This is a genomic window from Pseudanabaena sp. PCC 7367 (assembly GCF_000317065.1).
GTDB classification, from domain to species: Bacteria; Cyanobacteriota; Cyanobacteriia; order Pseudanabaenales; family Pseudanabaenaceae; genus Thalassoporum; species Thalassoporum mexicanum.
Map to the genome: position 1 here is coordinate 1,637,787 of NC_019701.1, position 21,094 is coordinate 1,658,880.

At 47.0% G+C, this 21,094-nt stretch carries 13 protein-coding genes; 9 read left to right on the plus strand and 4 right to left on the minus strand.

Annotated features, from left to right (window positions below):
* Positions 1-210 precede the first annotated feature (210 nt).
* From PSE7367_RS06350 to PSE7367_RS06380, 6 genes are all read left to right on the plus strand, one after another.
* On the plus strand, positions 211-1,272 hold the full coding sequence (locus PSE7367_RS06350; protein WP_015164551.1) for a pentapeptide repeat-containing protein: 1,062 nt from the start codon (positions 211-213) through the stop codon (positions 1,270-1,272).
* A gap of 903 nt (positions 1,273-2,175) precedes the next feature.
* Positions 2,176-4,386, plus strand: coding sequence for a phosphoketolase family protein (locus tag PSE7367_RS06355; protein ID WP_015164552.1), 2,211 nt, complete (start codon positions 2,176-2,178; stop codon positions 4,384-4,386).
* Positions 4,387-4,826: 440 nt separating this feature from the next.
* A complete protein-coding gene (locus PSE7367_RS06365; protein ID WP_015164553.1) occupies positions 4,827-8,867 on the plus strand; it encodes a PAS domain S-box protein in 4,041 nt (1,346 codons plus the stop codon).
* 16 nt (positions 8,868-8,883) lie between these two features.
* Complete coding sequence (locus PSE7367_RS06370) at positions 8,884-10,287, plus strand: TldD/PmbA family protein (RefSeq protein WP_015164554.1); 1,404 nt, start codon at positions 8,884-8,886, stop codon at positions 10,285-10,287.
* Between the two features lie 193 nt (positions 10,288-10,480).
* Positions 10,481-11,182, plus strand: coding sequence for a flavin prenyltransferase UbiX (locus PSE7367_RS06375; RefSeq protein ID WP_015164555.1), 702 nt, complete (start codon positions 10,481-10,483; stop codon positions 11,180-11,182).
* Between the two features lie 67 nt (positions 11,183-11,249).
* Positions 11,250-12,095 (plus strand): LapA family protein, encoded by an 846-nt coding sequence (locus PSE7367_RS06380; RefSeq protein ID WP_015164556.1) that lies wholly within the window; start codon positions 11,250-11,252, stop codon positions 12,093-12,095.
* Between the two features lie 145 nt (positions 12,096-12,240).
* Here the strand turns inward: PSE7367_RS06380 and PSE7367_RS06385 are convergent, their stop codons facing one another.
* Complete coding sequence (locus tag PSE7367_RS06385; protein WP_015164557.1) at positions 12,241-13,377, minus strand: hybrid sensor histidine kinase/response regulator; 1,137 nt, start codon at positions 13,375-13,377, stop codon at positions 12,241-12,243.
* A gap of 824 nt (positions 13,378-14,201) precedes the next feature.
* Positions 14,202-15,236, minus strand: coding sequence for an anthranilate phosphoribosyltransferase (gene trpD, locus PSE7367_RS06390; protein WP_015164558.1), 1,035 nt, complete (start codon positions 15,234-15,236; stop codon positions 14,202-14,204).
* Positions 15,237-15,817: 581 nt separating this feature from the next.
* On the opposite strand from trpD, the gene PSE7367_RS06395 reads away from it, so the two are divergent.
* Complete coding sequence (locus PSE7367_RS06395) at positions 15,818-17,929, plus strand: FAD-dependent oxidoreductase (RefSeq protein ID WP_015164559.1); 2,112 nt, start codon at positions 15,818-15,820, stop codon at positions 17,927-17,929.
* Between the two features lie 5 nt (positions 17,930-17,934).
* On the plus strand, positions 17,935-18,066 hold the full coding sequence (locus PSE7367_RS22900; protein WP_015164560.1) for a hypothetical protein: 132 nt from the start codon (positions 17,935-17,937) through the stop codon (positions 18,064-18,066).
* A gap of 1 nt (position 18,067) precedes the next feature.
* Here the strand turns inward: PSE7367_RS22900 and PSE7367_RS06400 are convergent, their stop codons facing one another.
* Both PSE7367_RS06400 and PSE7367_RS21860 read right to left on the minus strand, forming a co-directional pair.
* The gene (locus tag PSE7367_RS06400; RefSeq protein ID WP_041698355.1) at positions 18,068-18,517 is read right to left on the minus strand and encodes a gamma-glutamylcyclotransferase family protein; all 450 of its coding nucleotides are present in this window, start codon (positions 18,515-18,517) and stop codon (positions 18,068-18,070) included.
* Between the two features lie 207 nt (positions 18,518-18,724).
* A complete protein-coding gene (locus tag PSE7367_RS21860; protein WP_015164562.1) occupies positions 18,725-18,892 on the minus strand; it encodes a hypothetical protein in 168 nt (55 codons plus the stop codon).
* A gap of 646 nt (positions 18,893-19,538) precedes the next feature.
* On the opposite strand from PSE7367_RS21860, the gene PSE7367_RS06405 reads away from it, so the two are divergent.
* A complete protein-coding gene (locus PSE7367_RS06405; protein WP_015164563.1) occupies positions 19,539-21,059 on the plus strand; it encodes an N-6 DNA methylase in 1,521 nt (506 codons plus the stop codon).
* Positions 21,060-21,094 lie beyond the last annotated feature (35 nt).

Consider the following 21,094-nt stretch of genomic DNA (forward strand, 5'->3'; position numbering starts at 1 on the left):
GACTTTTTCCCTACAGATCTGACTCTGGCAGTAGTACAAAAAGAGATCAAACTGGTAACTAATCCTACCTATTCCGACTCCATTGCCGATTAATTCTGACTATTTCTGGTTTCGCTGCCCATTGCCCTGTGGAATAATCCCCCCATAGCAGTGGCAGGCTATCAAAGGTGGGCAAGATCTAGCAATTATACTCATATAGGAGCGCGGCACATGGCGATCGCAAAACATCTATCGTTACTAAAGCAGAGTATAGCTAACTGGCAGGAATGGCGCGTACAGAACCCCAGCATTGTGCCCGAACTGAGTGGTGCAAATCTGCGGCGTGCCACCCTGCGCGAAGTAAACTTGAGCGGCGTAGATCTACGCTGGGCTAACTTTGGTAGTGCCAACCTGTTGGGAGCAAACCTGAGCGAAGCCAATCTCACTAAAGCCAATTTGCGTGAAGCTGATCTCTACAAGGCTGATCTAGGTGGGGCTAAGTTAATTGGCACAAGCTTGATTCGAGCTTATTTACGGGAAGCCAACCTGCGCGACTGCGATTGCAATTCTACTGCCTTGATTGGTGCAGATCTAACGGAGGTGTGCTTAGAAAATGCCGATCTAACCGGGGCAAATCTGAGCGAGAGCAACCTGAGCAGCGCTAATCTCAATTTTGCGATCCTCAAGGATGCGATCCTCAGCAATGCGATCGCCAGCTATGCCAACATGAACGAAACGATCATGGATATGGCTGTGCTCGATCGCGCCCAACTAAATTTTGTTGATTTTAATGGTGCCGCAATGGTACAAGCCAGTTTACGCCATGCCAACCTTTGCGGTGCTGATTTGAGTGGGGCAAATTTAAGCTATGCCAATCTCAGTGGTGCTAATTTATGCGAGGCAATTCTGAGTAATGCCAATCTTAGCCATGCCAACCTGAGTGGCGCAATTTTGCGGGATGCCAGCCTCAGCAATGCTAATCTCAGTGGCGCTGATCTCAGTGGTGCCAATTTAACCGATGCGATCCTCAGTGATGCGGATTTGAGTCGGGCAAACCTGAGTGAGGCGATCCTGGCTGGGGCGCAGCTTATTTCCGCCAAGCTGGAGGCTGCCTTTTTGGTGGGCACTGATTTAATTAAAGCTAATCTGCGTTTAGCTAGCCTAAAAGGAGTGAGCCTTAAGGATGCTGACCTGAGCGGCGCTAGTTTGAGTGGCGCGAGTCTCAGTGGCGCAGTAATGCCGGATGGTTCCACCTACGATCAACAGTTAGGTCGAAATGGCATGTTGAGCTAGCTTAATAATTTAAGCGGTAATTGGAGCGATATCTCAAAAATATTTCTACCTTAATAACTTAATAATGCATGGCCTGATCTAGAGATGGTTAGGTCGGTATTGCAGATCTAAATCGCTAAGCCGATCGCCATTAGCACTGGTTCTGACTGCTCAACTTCTTGTGATTTTGGCTCAATTTATATACATCCCAACCAACAAAAACAACAAGATAAATAAATCTAACGATTAGACGTTCATAGCTAGAACTGGCTATTTATTTAGATTTGTCTATAGCGATCGTAAGAACTATTGATGTCAGGGCGATCGCAATTAATGCTAATAATTGCTTAATAGCGTTACTTGATCGCGGCAAAAATTATTCTAATCAAAGTTGAATTGGCTGCTGATAAGTCATTGGCAAGCTGCTATTTAAGGTAGCTTGGGCGATCGGATTTAGCCGCCGAAGTTTGGCCACCAGAGTGTAGGATGAAGAATTAGAGGGTAAAAACACTGTCCTCTCTGCAAGCTAGCATTTTCGGCTCTAGGTGTAGATCTGTAGATCTTAGGCACAGATCTAAGCTCAGATCGTAAATCATGGCATATGGATATGACATATGGATATGACACATGGATATGGCGCATGGATAAAGTCGCTACTTGCTCAATAGAATTAGCAAAAAATTAGTAAAAATTGCTTAACTGTGAATTGCGTAAGCGAGAATAAAAGTAACCTTCAATCATCATTTTTTGACCGTCATCCCCAGAGCAGGTGATGGGCATACACATCATCAAAAACAGGATAGAAACCCTGCCAGCTAAATAGTATTCAGTAGTATTGAGTAATACCAGTAATCACACGCAGATTTAATCGATTTACAACTCCAGTTTAGATATTTAGATACTTACGATACTCGGATAAATAACATGGTCATAACCGCAGATGCAATCAAATCGTTACCGACTTTTTGTGAAGGAATTCAATATTTTGGCGAGCCGATCGACGGTTTTGAGGTTCTGGGCAAATCGCCGTTAATTCAGCCTGGGCAAAAGGCGATCGCTGATCCTAATGCGGAAGCAGCGGTCTTCCAAACCATGTTGGCTGCTGATGCACTGCGCTATCTAACCCTGCAAGTTACTGCCAGTAAGTCATCGGGACATCCTGGTGGTTTTGCCAGTAGCGTCGAAGCCTTTGCCTCTTTGTTCATGCTTGGCCACAAAAATATTCCTACCGAAGTTGGCCACCATGCGCCAGGTTTCTATAGTGCCATGTTCCTAGATCGCTCCCTAGAACAAATGGACATCCACAATGTTGCCCAGATGCGGGAGCGCTTCCGGGAGCTACATGGTTTGCTGGGACATCTGTCTGGCTATATTCCGGGCATTCTTTCTCCCGCTGGCCCCCTCGGTCAGGGTCAACATTTTGCGATGGCGGCGGCCTGGTTACACCGCGATAAGCTGATTCCGTTCACGATGGGTGACGGTGGCATGGGTGAGCCCTATCCTATGAGTGCGATCGCCCACTTCAATACCAGTTTCCCGGAGGTGACCAATTTCTTGCCAGTGCTGGTGTGGAATGGATTTAGCCAGGAGCATCACAGTATGGTGTCCACCAAAACCAATGAAGAAATGCTGGCCTACTGGCGTGGCAATGGCTTTGCAGAAGTAATTTTGATTGATGCCAAGGACTTTGACGATCAAGATCAGTCCGGTGCTTATGTGGATAGCACCATGTTCTCGTTGGGACAAAGGCTAGCCTTTACGCAAGCAGTTTTAAACGGTTGCGATCGCGCGGCAAAGTCCGCCCTCTCTGGCAAGCTGACCGTTTTCATTATCAAGCAACTCAAGGGTGCAGGTGTCCATGCCAGGGGGGCTAAATCCCATAACCTCTATGCCTATCACAACCTGGAAAACCAGGAAATTGTCGATGCCTTGCAATCGCTAGCCCTCAGCCCTGAAGCCTGGCAAACGGTGCGGACTAATTTTGAGAATGCTGGTGGCGGCCCTGCTGCTCAAACTGCCGTGACTGAATCGGTGCTGCCGATCGCTGAGCTGGGTGAATTGCCCCTAGAGGAATACGAAGTCGGTGGCGATCGAAAAGTGGCCACTACGGCGATGGGTCAACTGGTGGCAGCAGTGGGACAGAGCGATCCTAACTATATTGTTACCAATGCCGATGGTAACGAAGCTTCGGGGATCAAAAATATTAATGTGGCGCTGCGGATCAATCACCCCACCACCGACGATCTCTATAACCAGAGCCCTGGCGGTCAGGTTTATGAACCACTCAGTGAAGATGCCTGCGCTGGTTTTGCGGCTGGCCTGGCACTGATGGGTAGCCGTACTCTGTGGTGTTCCTATGAATCATTTGCCGTCAATGGCCTGCCGATCTGGCAAACGGTTACTCAGGCAATGGCAGAACTACGCCGCCCCACCCCTTCAACCGTAACGCTTTATACCGCTGGCGCGCTGGAACAGGGGCGTAATGGATGGACACATCAACGCCCGGAGATCGAAGCCTATTTTGCAGCGATGATGCGCAATGGCAATATTTTCCCGCTATTTCCAACCGATGCCAACAGTATTCAAGTTTGCTATGACTGGGCATTGACCACCAAAAACAAAGGCATCACGATCACGGCGAGCAAGACTCCATTGCCGATCCATACCACGTTTGCCCAATCGCGTCAGGCTTTGCAAGATGGGGCGATTTTGTTGCAAGAGATTCTGGGCAGTAAAACCGTGGTACTGGCGACGATCGGTGATATGGTGCTCATTCCAGTCTTAGAAGCAGCCAAAGCCCTGCAGGAACAAGGGATCGGCTCCAAGATTGTGTCTGTGGTCAGTCCACGTCGGCTCTATCGTGTCCATGATACGGCTTGGGAAACTTGCTCCGAGCCCGATGGTGGTTTCCTGGATGAGGCTAGGTTTGAAAAGCTATTTGGCGGCGATGCACTCCTGGGTATTACTGGCGGTGCTTCTGGCATGTTGGAGCCAATCATGTTGCGATCGAACCTCAAGCGGGATACCTTTGCCTGGAAACGGGGTGAGACCACTTCTGCGGCTGGGGTTTTGATGGGCTTGAATGGCATTACCGCCGAAGCGATCGCCAAGCGGGCGATGGAGTTATTGGCTTAAATTGGCTTAATAAATTGGCTTAAATTGATCACCTAGCTCAAATCCAAAAATACAGGCATAAGCCTTAGCTCACGATGAGATAGCCAGATCCGGATCGATGTGATCTGGCTGTTTCAGATGACAAGCTGTTTAAGGCAACAAATCTAACTTGTTTAAGAGATTGCCCCTAGGTAGCTCTAACCCAAACCCTAAAATCCAGGTAAATCATAGCTAACTATTTCGCTTGCCTTTGCTACTATAAATTTTTAGTCAGTCCCTAAAGTTCTATTAAGCATTAACCAGGGCAATCGATTATCTTGTTTTGGCTGGCTATACTTTTTAGGTAGGATGATATTACTTTGTAAATATTGATTGGTGGTCAAGATTAAACAGACGGATTCGATCGCGGTGATTTTTAGCATAGCCGCACCGCCCTGGTTAGCTATATTGGCAAGGGTTTGATGCAAGAACAGAACACGGGTGATATTCAACTCCAGACATTTTTTGCAATGTCTCCCAATTTGCTGTGTGCCATTGCTCCAGAAGGACATTTACATAACATCAACCCCGCTTGGCGATCGATCCTGGGTTGGAGCGAGACGGAATTGCAATCGCGCAACTGGTTGGAACTGGTTCATCCCGAAGACTTAGATGCTACGATCGCCGCCCATCAGCTCGTGAATAGTTGTGGACTGAATGCTCAGGGGCGCAGCGATCGGCTGGAGTTTGAACATCGCTACCAGCATAAATTAGGCCATTACTGCTGGATTAAATGGAACCTGTGCAAAGACGAACGAGGCTGGATTTATGGCACCGGTGAAAATATAACCGCACAGCGACAGATTTGGAGTGAGCTTTGTGATGAGGTTACTGATCCCGATCAGTCCGAGCTATGCACCACTACCTATCCTTCTACTGAGCTGATTGTGGCTCAAGTCAGGTCAAATGCCAGGGAACTCAGAGCCCAGCACAAGCGCGATCGCCTGATTGCCAGTATTACCCTGAGTATTCACCGTTCGGTGGAGCTAAATGCGGTGCTCAATACGATCGTGACCGAGGTCAGAGAATTCCTAGACTGCGATCGGGTCTTGCTATATCAATTTGCCAATAGCCAGGTTGTGGCCGAAGCAGCCCTGCCCCCTTGGCCCACCACGCTGGGAAATGTAGCCCAAGCCCATTGTTTCAATAGTGAAATTACCCGCACCTATTTCCAGGGGCAAAATCTGGCAATTCACAATATTTCCCAAATGCAGATGCCTGGTTGTTTGCTAGCAGTGCTAGAGCAACTGGCGGTCAAAGCGATCCTGGTTGTGCCCATTCAAATTGATCAAAATACCTGGGGGCTCTTGATCGCGCACCAATGTAATGCACCGCGCCAATGGCAATCGGCAGAAATTGAGTTACTGGCGCAACTAGGTATGCATGTGGCGATCGCCATCCAGAAATCAGAACTGCTCTGGCAGGTGCAAACCGAATTAGTCGAACGTGAACAAATCGAAGCTGCATTACACCGCAGCAACTCAATGCTACAAGCCCAACAGGATGCTGCTGTGGATGGCATTCTGGTGGTGGATGAGCAGGGGCGGGTGATCGCCTATAACCATCGGTTTTGCCAAATGTGGCAGATCAGTGATGCTCAGATTCAGCAGCTTCAGGAGACTGAATTATTGAGATTGGTGACCGATCGGCTCGATCTAAATTCACACAGTACAGCTTTAGCCGAATCTGCCGAAACTACCGTATCTTGTAGCCATGATCAAGTTTGGATGCATGAAGGCGGTGTGTTTGATTGGCATTCAGTCCCAGTTTTAAGTGAACAGGGCAACTATCAGGGCCGGATCTGGTATTTTCACGATATTACCGAGCAGGTTGCCGCCAATGAAGAATTACGGCAGAGTCGTAAGCGGTTACAAACAGTAATTACTAATTTGCCGGTGATCCTTTTTGGTGTCGATGCCAAAGGAGTCTTTACGATTTCTGAGGGGCAAGGTTTGCAGGATCTTGGCCTGGTTGCGGGTGAATTGGTGGGGCAATCGGTTTATGAGTATTATCAGGACGCGCCAGAAGTAATTAATGATATCGATCGTGCCCTAGCTGGCGATTCTTTCCGCAGTATCCGCCAGTTTAACAGCATTACCTATGAAATTTGGTACACGTCTCTATTTGACGAGCTAGACCAGGTTAGCGGCATAATCGGCGTGGCCACCAATATCAGCGATCGGCAACGAACTCAACAACGCTTGCGGCAAAGTGAAGAGCGATATCGCTGGGTGGTAGAAAGTCTGCGTGAGGTGGTATTCCAAACCGATGAGCTGGGGATTTGGACTTTCCTCAATCCAGCCTGGACTGCTAGCACTGGATTTAGTTTGAGTGAAACTATTAATAAAAACTCACTGGATTTTGTGCATAGAGAGGATCTTAATCTCTATCTCAGCGAATTTCGTCGCCTTGTAGATCAGCAAATTGAATATTGTCACTTTGAATTACGTTGTACCAGCAAAAAAGGCCATACAATCTGGTTCAAGGTCTATGCCCAGCTTCTCACCGATGATCATGGCATGGCGATTGGTATTTCCGGCACCCTGCGCGATGTGACCAAAACTAAAGAGGCGGCCGCCAAGCTAGAAGAAAGTGAGCAGTTCTTGCGCAGCATTTATACGGGGGTGGCAGAATCAATTTTTGTGTTTGATGTAATTTGGGAGCGGGCAAGGCCAGATCAAGTTAAAGAGTATCGTTATGTGGGCTTGAATCCAGCTCATCAAAAGTTAACCGGCCTTACCAATCAAGATATTCAAGGTAAAACGCCACATCAACTCTTCGCGCCGGAAATTGTTGCTGATTTAATTCGGCATTATGACAATTGTATCGATGCGGGTAAGTCAGTTACCTATGAAGAGTGGCTTCCGTTTCAAGGCCAAGCGTCCTGGTGGCTGACCACACTCACCCCCTGGCGCGATCGAAATGGCAAAATTTATCGCATTGTGGGCACCAGCACCAACATTACTGAACGCAAAAAAGTTGAATCAAAACTACAAGAGCTGAATATCAAGCTAGAGCAGCGGGTACAAGAGCGGACGCTCGATCTAGAAAACCTGATCACCCAACTTCGTAAGGAAATGCGCGATCGACAGGCCGCCGAATCCCGTTTTCGCAACTTAGTTGAAACCAGTAGTGATGTGGTGTGGGAGATGAATGCAGAGCTTGAATATACCTATATTAGCCCCCAGATTAGCCGGGTGCTCGGTTATGAACCAGAGGAGTTAATTGGCCGGACAGCAATCGCCCTGATTGCCACTGATCAAGAAACCGATCAAGAACTAGATCAAGAAACCAATCAGGAACTAGAGCATCACAACCAAGCCCCTGAGATCAACCAGTTCCCATTGATTAAGCCAGATCAACCCTTTACCTGTGAAAATATGTATATCCACAAAGACAATTCGATCGTGACGATTGAAACCAGTGGTGTACCTTGCTATGACCCAGACGGTAAGATTATTGGCTATCGAGGCATCGATCGTGATATTAGCGATCGCAAGCGTGCAGAAGCGGAAGTTTATCGCACCCTAGAAAAACAGCGCCAGCTTTATGATCTCAAAACGGATTTTGTGACGACTGTGTCCCATGAATTCCGCACCCCTTTGAGTATAATTATGTTGGCGGCGGACATGCTGGAGCACAGTTGGCATCATTTATCCCAAGAAAAGCGAATCAAGCGATTGGTCAAAATTCGCCAGTCAGTCAATGCCATGACCCGCTTGCTTGAAGAAGTAATTTTGATTGGTCAGGTGGAGGCAGACAAACTTACTTATAAGCCAGAATATATCGATCTAACTGCCTTTTGCCGAGAAATCATTGAGGAAATTCAATTGATGTCAGGCGATCGCCCAATCATTCAATTTAGCTTGAAGATTCCCGACCTGGAAGCAGAAAAAATTTGTCATCAGCCTGCCTATGTCGATCCCAAACTGATCCGGCATATCGTTTCTAACTTGCTCACCAATGCGGTCAAATATTCGCCAGAGCAAAAGCAGGTAGATTTTGAAATAACCTACAAATACATCGCTTCTTTAGCCGAACCATTATCTCAGATCTCTCAGGTATCTCAGACTGGCTCGACATCCAGCTCTGATTCATTGCCATTGCCAGATTCAAGCGCGGTAAAAGCAGAGCACACAACGCAAATAGCTCCATCGCCTCCTGTTGCGACCTACTCAATTGATGATCATAATGTCGGCAACATCAATCCAGCAGCCGATCAGCCTGGCCAGATCCCAGTGGCGGTAATTAAAGTAAGCGATCGTGGTATTGGTATTCCCAAAATTGATCAAGAGAATTTATTTGAATCTTTCTATCGAGCCAAAAATGTAGGCAATATCTCTGGCACTGGCTTGGGGCTGGCGATCGTCAAAAAAGCAGTCGATCTCCAAGGTGGTAGAATTAGCTTCCAAAGTGAAGTTAATCGCGGTACTACGTTTACGATCGAACTACCAATCAGTTAATCTCAAGACCCCAGTTATGGCCTCAACCACTGTCAGCGATCGCCCCGAATATATTTCGGCCACCGCCCAACTAGCACAGCTCGAAGCCAGCTTCAATCAGGTGGTGGATGCCCTGCTCAATCAATTGCAAGCACCTGAACAAATCACGATTAGCTTGCAATGCGAACGCAGCCAGTTTACTCGCTTCAATCGCGCCAGGGTGCGCCAAACGGGCTTAGTGGACGATGGCACGCTGTCGGTTAATTTAATTTGCGATCATCGTGAAGCCTATGCGGAGTTTGTCTTTACTGGTGAGTCGGCGATTGATGTGGCGATCGCCCTGCAAAACCTGGATTATCTGCGGCAGGAAGTGGCTCAATTACCAGAGAACCCCTATACCGTTGCGCCCAGTGGCGAGGCATCCAGCCGTGCTGTGTATGTGGGTAACTTGCTGGAGCCAGCCACCGCGATCGAGGCAATCCTGGCACCAATTCAACAAATTGATTATGTGGGTCTTTACTCAGCCGGGGTAGTAATTCGCGCCAGTGCCAACTCATCTGGCCAGCGCCATTGGTTCGCCACCGATTCTTTTATTGTAGATTATTCCATGTTTGCCAGTGTTAGCAGCAGCAGCGGACAGAGCGATCGAGCGATCAAGGGTAGCTATGCGGGCAGAGATTGGCAACAATCGCAATATGTCGCTCAGGTTACTCAATCACAACAACAACTCCAGGTACTCCAGCGCCCTGCCCACCAGGTCGATCGTGGCACCTATCGTACTTACCTAGCACCAGCAGCAATGGCTGAGATCGCCTATTTTCTGGCCTGGGTAGTGGGGGAAGCCGGATTACAACAGGGTAGTAGTGCTTTGATTAAGCTGTGGCAAAAAGAGCAGCGGCTATCGCCATTGTTTACGCTCCAGGAAAACTTTGCTAACGGCATGGTGCCGCAGTTTAATAGTTTGGGTGAAATCGCACCGGAGCAATTGCCAATTATCGCTAACGGTAAACTGGTGAATACATTAGTCAGCGCCCGTAGTGCGGCGGAATATGGCAAGCCAGCTAATGGAGCCGATCGCGGTGAAGGGATGCGATCGCCGGAGATTTTACCGGGCAATTTACCCAGGGAGCAGATTTTAGCGGCACTGGATACGGGGTTATATCTATCCAATTTGCATTATTTAAACTGGAGCGATCGGCCTGGTGGCCGCATTACTGGCATGACCCGCTATGCCTGCTTTTGGGTAGAGGGTGGCGAAATTATCGCGCCGATCGAGAATCTACGGTTCGATCACAGCATCTATAGCTTTCTGGGTGAAAACTTGGCAGCTTTGACCAATTTCAGCGAGTTCCAGCCGGATACTGGCACCTACTACAGTCGATCGTTGGGTGGGGTGCTCACCCCTGGGCTACTGGCTAAGGAATTTACTTTTACGCTATAGATTACTGTTTTCTATAGGCGATCGCCCCATATCCCATAATTTGCTAATTGCTGCTTTGGGTCGAAGCGAATATTGCCAGGAAACGCTAAATTTATTTAATTGAATTTGGCCAATTAGATCAATTAGACCCAGTTAATTAGGTTATTTTTACGCCCTCATATCTTTAGTAAGATCAAGTAGCAAGATCAAGTCCTTGAATACAACCGAATCAAAAATCAACAATTTCAATCCTCAGACCCAAAGTCGGGGCAACAGCGATCGCGCTAACGGCTCTAACGCAAATATCATTACCGTAGGTGTATCCGGTGCATCGGGCATGATTTATGCGGTGCGATCGCTTAAGTTTTTGCTGGCTGCTGGCTATCAGGTGGAGCTAGTGGCTTCCAAATCCGCACTGATGGTGTGGAATGAAGAATATGATGTGCAGATGCCTGCCAATTGCGAAGCCCAGACGCAATTCTGGCGCGATCAATGCCAGGAAAATGGCGGTAAGTTAATCTGTCATCCCTGGTCGGATGTTGGTGCAAACATTGCCAGTGGCTCATTTCGCACCCTTGGCATGGTGGTGATTCCCTGCAGCATGGGCACAGTGGCGAAGATCGCCCACGGGTTTAGTTCCGATCTGCTCGAACGTGCCGCTGATGTGCACCTCAAGGAAGGGCGTAAACTAGTGGTTGTGCCGCGCGAAACGCCATTTAGTCTGATTCATCTGCGTAATTTAACTGCCCTGGCAGAAGCAGGAGCCAAAATTGTGCCAGCGATCCCAGCCTGGTATCATCGTCCCCAGTCGATCGAGGATCTGGTTGATTTTGTGGTGGCTCGTGTCTTTGATCAGTTTGGCATTGACGCTGATTTGATCAACCGTTGGCAGGGCCGGAATAATATTTCGGAATAATATTTCGGAGTAATATTTAAGTAGATAAGCAAGGTATTAGCAGCACATCAGCCGCTCCAACCAAACCATGACCAGAAATCGTAATCGCCAGAAATCCAAACGTAAGGCTGAACCATTCCCAATCTTTCGGTTTGGCCTGTTGGCAACGGCGATCGCAGGTTTGGCAGCACTGGTGTTGCAAAATCTTGCTAATTCAATCACACTTAGTTTCCTAGGGTTTGTCTCTATTTCGATGCCGCTTAGCTTAGCGATGATCGCGGCATTTGTGAGCGGTGCGATTTCAGCCTATGTCATAAATTTGTTTTCCTTTTGGTTAGGTGGCGATCGCCAACCAGAACGCAGTAGTCCAGTTGATTTTGACCCGCCCCCTTCGTCTACTTCAAAATCTGGCAATAGCAATAGTTATAATAGTTATGAGCGGCAGAACGATCGAGAGTCAAACAATTACACTACGATTCAAGCAGATCAGCAGGATGATTATGATATTTACTACGAGCCGAGCGCCGCTGTGAATGATGTGGATGATGTGGATGATTCAGAACGGCCAGATGTAGAAGTTGTTTATTCACCACGCATCAATAGATCTAATAGATCCAGCGCATCACCAAGCTCTGATCAAATGGAAGATCAAATGGAAGATCGACTGGATGATCGCCCCATAACCGACTTTGGGCGCGATCGTGATAATTCTGGCAGGGAAAAAAATATAGATGAATGGGTGGATGGTAATTTTTATGGCGGTCGCACCCCGTATAAGCGTGAAGATCTACCCGAAGAGGAGATGCGAGAATATCCACCCAAGCAACGACCCGATGGTTATGACGAATACTATGATGCTGATCAGGTAGCTAAGGTAGAACCCGAAGATTATTTAGAGGCGAAATATATTAGAAGGGGTGACGAAGAGAGCTAGCACTTACCTGATTACTTGAGGGCAAAGAACAATTCGATCGCATATGGCGATTAGCAATTTATAAACATCCCATGTGCAGATGCTATTAGGGAGCGCTAATTAAAATGGTCGATTTAAATTTTTGGCTACCAACTAGACAGCTAAATTAGTTGTATTTGAACAGCTCGATCTGCGGCTGGGTTGTCTGGTTGAGTTGAGGTAACTGGATCGTAAACATACTCCCCTTACCTTCCTCACTACTAACCCTGATGCTACCAGACAGATTGTCTAAACACCGCTTGACGATCGTTAGGCCCAAACCATTACCCCGATGGCCACTAACATTCCTGGCTCGGAAAAAGGGATTAAATAACCTTGCCACATCACCAGCAGGAATACCAATGCCCTGATCGCATACCCTGATTTCTATTTCCGAATCAAGGCAAGCCAGATACACCTCAACTTTGCCATTGGCAGGGGAATACTTAATTGCATTAGAAATGAGATTATACAAAATATGGTGTAGCAATCGTTGATCGGTATAAAACAGCTGCGAACAATCGAGGCTATGAAATTCTATTTGATTACGATCGCCACTATTATGGCTAACTTCGTCGATTACCTGCCGACAAAAATCAACCAGATCGATCGGTGCTATGTGGAGCTGTTCTGAAGTAGTGTCAGCACAATCGGTGGTGAGAACATCTTCCATCAACTGATTGAGATGCTCTACGGAAGCCTTAATCCGATTCAAGCATCTTAGCTTTTGAGCCTCAGTGCCTCTCTCCTCATACCGTTGGATCAGGTCAAGAGACATCAAAATTGAGGTTAGTGGGGCGCGACCATCATGACAAAGCATGGAGATTAGCTCTGATTTAAATGCTTTGAGTTTCTCAGCTTGAGAAAGTTGCTGCCTGATCCCAGTTTTAGCATGGTGGCGATCCAGGGCAACTTTGATCGCTATTTGCAATTGCATTTCCGACGCTGGCTTAACCACAAAACCATAGGGTTTAATATTCTGAGCCTGGGTAATCAATGGATAATCGATCTGCTCGGTCAGGAATACAACTGGAACATACAGTTCCGACTGCACGATCGCCGCTGCTTCGATGCCATCAGCTTTTTCCTTTAAGCTAATTTCAGTAACTACCAGATCCGGCATTAGTACCCCGGTTAGCGCAATCAGTTCCTGGCTACTACTAGCGATCGCCACCACATGGTAGCCAAACCGCATCAGCGTGCTGCGTAATTCAAGCGCATTTTTTATATTTGCATCTGCAATAATAAGATTTATTTTTGACATGACCGCATCCCCTCATTGCTTGAATAAATTAGGTTCAAGCGCCGTGAATAACTGTGATGCACCTAATCTAAGTTTCAAGCCCCCAATTAGGAGTAGGTTGAACCGATCGCTGTTGCTAATTGGCTTGACCGATTAGACCAATGTCCAATTAAGCAGACTTTAGACAAACACATGTATGGTAGGAATCCCAATAGTCAAAATATCTGGCTCTAAAAACGTGTCACATTCGAGAGCCGTGTAAATTGCAACTAATCAGTCTGAGGCGATCGCCATTACCGATTATTCTCTGTTTCAATTCAATGCAGATGCAGGCTTAACTCAAAGGCAACCCAACCAATACCATCCAGATAATCTAATAACTCTGAGCTAGTAGGGCTGGTTTATGCCCCGGCTCAAAAATTTAAGTCGGTTCTTACTTAATCTAATTATTACCTCAAAAAGTAAAGATCTCGGTATTTTTATTACGATTTACTAAAAATAACACCTGCGATAGAGGCAGTGAAATCAACTTACTCACAAATAGGTAACTATTCCATTCCTTGCAAAGTTAAACATGACAGGACATGAACGCAAATCTAACCATAAGTATAAATTGAGGATAAATACAGTGCCAATCTGGCTCTAGCTATTCATTTCAAGGCATAGCTGCTCAAGCTGGTCTGGTAAAGTTAGCCATACTAGATCCTGGCGATCGCTTGCTTTATTTTGAATGCGTCAGTAACTATTCTGACTCACATCAAGTTCTTGAGGTTTCAATTGCGATCTCAGTATGGCAACCTAAACTCTGGCCGAGCAATTGTTTTTGATAATTATTTGATGATTACCTAATTACTCAAAAAATCTACCAGTTCGGTTAGTTTTTGCCACGCTGCACCACTATCAATGATTTCGCCGGCTTGGTTAGCTCCTGCTTGCCAACTTGCCGACTGACCAGTGATGCGCAGAGCAATCCCAGCATTTAAAGCAACACAATCCCTTTGCGCCTTTGTACCTTTACCCTGCAATAGCGATCGCAATATTTCCGCATTTGCGGCCACATCGCCCCCCTGCAAAGCTTCGATCGGTGCTGATGCTAGCCCCACTTCTGCCGATGCGATCGTGCTTAGTTCCACCTTATCGCCTTCCACGATCGCCAGATCGGTGAGATCGCCTAATCCAGCTTCATCCAAACCCTCGCGGCTATGGAGAACCACTGCCTGTTGCCGCCCCATGATTTTAAGGGCTTCCGCCACGATCGCAATTAGCTCCTGATTATAGACCCCTAGAACCTGGGCAGTGGGCAAGAGCGGATTTACCAATGGCCCAATTAGATTAAAAATGGTGCGAATTTTCAGTGCCTTGCGGATTGGGACAACCGCTTTCATCGCCGGATGCCAACTAGGGGCAAACAAAAAGGTAATGCCAACTTCCGCGATCGCGGCATGAATCTTTTCCGTTGGCGAGTTCAGCTTAATCCCCAGAGCCTCCAGCACATCAGCAGAGCCCGACTTACTGGAAACAGCGCGATTGCCATGCTTTGCGACCGGAACTCCAGCAGCGGCAGCCACAAACGCCACTGCGGTGGAAATATTAAAGGTACTTTTGCCATCACCACCCGTACCGCAGGTATCGAGCAACATCGGCAAATTACCGGTAGACATTGATTGCCCCAACGAAGAGCGTTGCAACACATTGGCCATTGCCGCCAATTCCACTGCATCCACGCTTTTACATTGCAGGGCGGTCAAAATGCCACCAGAGATTTCTGGGGCGATCGCTCCGGCTAGCCAACCTTCCATTAGCTGAGTAGCTTGTTCAGCGGATAGGGATTGGCGATCGATTAGCTGCTGCAATAAAGCCGACCAGTTGTACTCTGTCATAATTGCTTTACTCAATTGCTCTACTCAAAACCTTGATGTTTGCGATCCACCCCAAATATTATCAGTCTGCCTTGACCTGTGGTAGCGATCAACATAGAATTCCGGTTTAAAATATCAACTTCCGGTTTGAAATATCAACTTCTGGCTTTAAATATCAACTCTTGGCCTGAATAATCTAAAATTCTGGCCTAAAGGCCGCAAAGCGGGCGCATCTATAGTCGATCGATCGGCAGTAGATTAGCTATGGATTGACTTAACTACATGCAATCTTAAATATCGATTAAGGATTAATTATGGATCGAGCCTAAGTATGTCATAATCTGCCTTGGCATCAACTGCCATAGAAATTTATGGATACTAACTAGCGCTGCATTTCAACCTTGATTATTTGTGATTCAGCTATTTGTTAGTTAGTCATAGCCTTGACCAAGCATTACTATTAATCACGTATCAATTTAATCACGTATCAATCGCCTGGACAGCCACCGACTAGTTGGATCAATGGCGATCGCATCCACGTAATCCACATCCACCAAGATTTAAGTTTTAAGAATTTAGGAATCAGGAACTAGATTTAAGCTATGCAATTGCGCCAATTCTTGACTGCAACCAGCTTTGCCACTACCACAGCGATCACCACTACGATCGTAGCGATCGCGGCTCCCGTCAATGCTGCTCAACCTCCCCGCATCGATCAACAAATAGAATGCGAGATTTTGATTGTTGGTGGTGGCCTATCGGGAACAGCCGCTGCCTATGAAGGATTGTTGGCGGGGCGCACTGTCTGCATGACTGAAATTACCGATTGGGTTGGGGGGCAGATTTCAGCGCAGGGTACTTCTGCTTTGGATGAAAGACCGACGCAAAGGGAAATGCTATTTTACGATCGGGGCTATAAAAAACTGCGCGATCGGATCGAGGAAAAATATGGCAGGCTCAATCCTGGTGGGTGCTGGGTCAGTGCCTCCTGTTTTTTTCCCCAGGATGGGCATGAGATTTTGCTGGGTCTGCTCAGAGAAGCAGAAGCGGAAGGAAACGGTAAGCTGAATTTGCTGTTTTCCACGGTAATTAAGGATCTAGAAATTACCGATGGCCAGATTAGAAGCGCGATCGCCATTACCCACACCCCCGCAACGGGAGCGCCGCCACTAAATACGTTTCCATTGTCGCAGATCATGCCGGAAGCCTATCGCTATGATAATTCAGAGCGGTTTACCAAAACAGTCACTAAGTTCATTCCCCAACCACCAAAGCCAGATCCAGAAACAGGTTTACCTGTGCCAAGACCAGCAAATAGCCCTGATTGGTATGTGATCGAAGCAACCGAGACGGGTGAGATTGTCGGCTTGGCCGATGTCCCCTATCGCCTGGGGATCGATCCCCTCTCGCCCCGCGAACCATCTTCATCAAGTAAAACAGCTGATAACTACTGCACTCAGGGATTTACCTACACCTTTGCGATGGAAGCCACGGCGGAGCCACAAAATCATCAAACCCCTGAGCTATACGCCCAATATGCACCCTACTACAGCTATGAGCTAGAACGTTTGGCCAGCTTCCCCTTTGTATTTACCTATCGCCGCATTCATACTCCCACGCCAGAATTCTTTGAGACTGTTGATTTTAGCTTCTACAAGGAAGAAGAGGCGATCGTGGTGGGGGATATTTCGATGCAGAACTGGACCTGGGGGAATGACTATCGCCCTGGCACCAGCAAGGATAATTTGATCTACAGCCGCGATCAACTGCAATCTAATGGTCAGCTTAATCCTGGCGGTTGGCTGGGTGGACTGCGGGTAAAAACCCTGTCCGAAGGGGAGCGGATTTCCTGGGGCTATTTCCATTGGTTGGTTTCTGGCACCACTGATTCGCGTCTGGATAAACCAGCTACCACTGCCAAACCAGAGGAGGAAAAAAGTCAGCCTAGCATTAAGCAGCCTCGCCCCAATAATCGCTTTTTGTCTGGTCTTGATTCGCCGATGGGAACTGAGCATGGCCTGTCGAAGTATCCCTATATGCGTGAAGGCAGAAGAATTATTGGCAGACCTAGTTGGGGTAATCCAGAAGGATTTAAGATCGCTGAGATCGATATTTCGCGCCGCGACTATAACGATGAATATTACAAGACTAATCTGCCAGAGGATATGTATCGCAAGTTGCGGGTGGCGATCGCTGGTCTGGAAAAGGCAGCGGTGATCAGTGGGGATCTTGATAGTGCCGAAATTCCGGTACGCGCCCGATCGACCATTTATCCCGATGCGGTGGGTATTGGTCATTATGCGATCGACTTTCATCCCTGTTTGGTTAAGTATCCAGTGGAAACCCCTGGTAATTTTGAACGCCCTGGTGAACGACGCGGCCAGGGGCAGGCCTATCCATTCCAGATTCCGTTGCGGGCGATGATCCCTCAAAATCTAGATAATTTGATTGTGGCCGGGAAAAGCGTTGCCACCAGTCACATTGCCGCTGCTGCCTATCGGGTGCATTCCTTTGAATGGTCTTCGGGAGTAGCCGCCGGCACCGTGGCAGACTTCGCCCTCGAAAATGCGATCGCGCCCTTTGAAATGGTGGACGATCTACCACGCCAGGAACCGCAGCTAGAGGCTTTTCAGCAACGTTTAAGGGAAAACGGCAATCCAATTTCTTTCCCCGATACTTCAATCTTTAATGAAGATTGGGAAGATTGGAAATAGTCTCAATGCCGCAATGCCTGGAGCAACTCAAGTATGGCAGTCTGTGGCGCAAGGGTGGAGATAGCCAGAGCATGGTTCATACATCGCAAACCGTTAGGTTCAACCCACTCGAAATTCAGTCCACCCGCAAGGATTGAACTATAAAAACCATTCCTTCAACTCTTGCACATAATAATCAGGGAAGCTGTGGCCGATCGCTGCCTCCACAATTTCCTCCAAATAGCCATCCATAGGAATGCCAGACAGCTCATCGGTAGCGATATAGATCAATGCCTCGATCGGTGCAACCGGTTCCGAATCGATCGGCAAGTTGAGCAGGTTCACCTGGGCGATCGCCCGTTCATATAGCTCCAGGTCTATGTCTTCGTAGTCATCCAACACCGCCTCGTGATCCGGCGTGATTTGCCATACCACCCCATAAACTTTGCTAACCGGTGATTGAACAACCGTGGCCACACCCTGACTATTGATTAAAAAGCGATTGTTGGGTAGCTCGGCAACACCGACCAGGATCGCCCCTGGACAGCGCTCTTGCATCCCCGCAATCACAATATTAGAACCATAGCCAAAGTAATATCGATATGCCATTAGACTCACATTAAGCATCTTGCTGTGCGCTACAGCATTTAATGTACTACAGCCAATGGCAAGATCATCTTTTTGCCAACCAAATCTTATTTACCAAGTCAGCATTGTGATGCCCTGGCGAGAATATCTAGGGCAGCTTCAAACGATCGCCCTGGCAAGGATAGCGATCGCTCCCAGCATTTATATAGCCAAATATATAATCAAGCCTTAAGAGGCCGAGCCACCAACCCGATATTTTGGCTTTACAGTAGGCATCTGATACCGCATGTTCATATCGCGCAGATTCTCTACCTCGTCGATCAGCTCCCTTAACTCCCAATCGCCCCAACCATGCATTTGAGCGACCATTCCTTTTACTCTCATTGAAGTAGTCATTTTCCTTACTCCCAGATTTGATTTAATGGATTTAGTGATTTTTAGACTGGTAGTTACAACCCATCACGATCGCTACGATGCAACTCCACCAGGCTAAGCCACGATCGATCTACCAGCAGAAAACTTAATTCCCCTCACCTCCAGATGCATTGATATATATGCACCGCTAACTAAATTGTAAAAAATGTTACAAAACACTGGTGGCGATCTTCAGGTTTCTTAATGCACTAGATTAGTGGCGATCGCAATTCTTCCTCAGCCTTACTGCAATTACCAGCACCTTAAGCCGATTCATTTTTCCTGGTTCAATTATGTCCTGGGTGAATTTGTACCAGCCAGCATACTTATGATTTAATATGCGATCGCCTCAATATACAACTTGCATTAATCAAATTCCCATTGTCAAAGCTGGCATATATAGCCAGGCGGTTTGTCATGATTTGCTTTTCTAGGTTTAGGACGTATATTAGAACTCTTGCGAAGGCATTGCACATGGTTGGCATGATTTAACAATTAATCGATCGGTCAAACTGATATCAGGCATAAATTTGATATCTTGGTTAGCAGCATTTTCATCTTTGGATTATGTAATGCCTCTCCTTCAAAATTGAATTAGTTATAAGTTGAGCAAATTGAGCAACACAATATGGGCAGGCATTCAAAAACCGTAGCAACAGATTGTGGCAAGGATCGCAGGTCGATCGGTTACTATGCTACGCCCCCATTTGTGGCTAAATTCCTAACCCGCAAGCTGCTGGAAATTCGATCTGATGGCGAGAACGTGATCGATCCCTGTGTGGGGAAGGGTGAGCTAGTTGCTGATTTTGCGAGCGCCGGCAAGCGAGTAACCGGAATTGATCTGGTTGACTTTGCTACTCCCATTAATTATCAATTCTTTCAATTCTTAAACCATAATTTTATTGACCTCTATCAAGCAGCCCGATCGCCTGATTCCCTGCCTCAAACTGCGATCGACTTTACTCAGTTTGACTATTGGATCGCCAACCCACCCTACAACTGCCATGAGGTTAACTATATTCAATCAAACAAAACGGAGCTAAAAAGACTGTTCCACGATGTGGGCGTTCATAACATGTATTCCATGTTCCTATCTGCGATCATCGATCTGGCCGCTGAGGGTGCGGCGATCGGCCTAATCACGCTCGATTCGTTTTTGACAGCCAAAGCCCACACTAAGCTAAGAAGAAAGATCCTGGCACAGACCACAATCCATTATTTATTACTCTGCCCCACGGATTTATTTAAGCCCCAGGGCGCAGATGTACGCACCTGCATCATGATTTTGCAGAAGGGAAAGCAGTTTGGGGATTTGGGTAATCAAATAAAAATCTGCAATCGCCCTAGTTCAACTAGTGAATTTCAATGCATTCTCCAAAAAGAAGAATTTACCCTGACCCAAGAGCAGGATATTGTGCTTGGCGATCTTGCGAGCGATCGGAACCGCGACAACCATGAATTTCTATTAGAAGTACCAGCCGAAATTAAACATCTCTTCAAAGAACTACCAAGGCTAGGACAACGATTTAACTGTGTGACCGGAATTTCCACTGGCAACGATCGTAAGTATTTAGCCGATCGCCCCCAGCCTGGTTTTTCTGTGCCTTTTTACAAAAATCCTGGTACGCGTAAGTTCTACACCCGCCCAGATGCCTATATTTGCGATCGTTTCCTTGCCCTGGCCAAGCAGATTAAAAATTTTTCCGTTCGCAATCCCCATCTACTCTATCAGCCTGGGATCACCTGTTCTTCGATGGGAGTTCCATTCTCAGCCTGCTACCTACCACCCGGCAGTGCCTATGGCGTGAATGCAAATATTATTTGCGATCGGCAAGATATCTGGTGGTTGATCGCCTATTTAAACTCAGGCTTAGTTAGTTATTTAGTGAGGGGAATCCTAATTCGCACCAATATGATCACCTCCGGTTATGTGGCCAGGATTCCAATTCCTGATTTTGACTCAGCCACGAAATCAAGATTAGCAAAAATTTCCCAGGCTACCTATCAGGAAGTCAAGCAGGAGCAAGGCCGCAACATCAGTCCAGCAACAGTTTTAATTACCAAGATCTGCTTTGACTATTTAAATATTTCTGCAAAAACAAGAGAATTAATTGGCGAATTCAATGCCGATTTGATCAAAAGAACTTAGTAAATGGTTGATTCTTCGCAGTATTGATAAAGAAC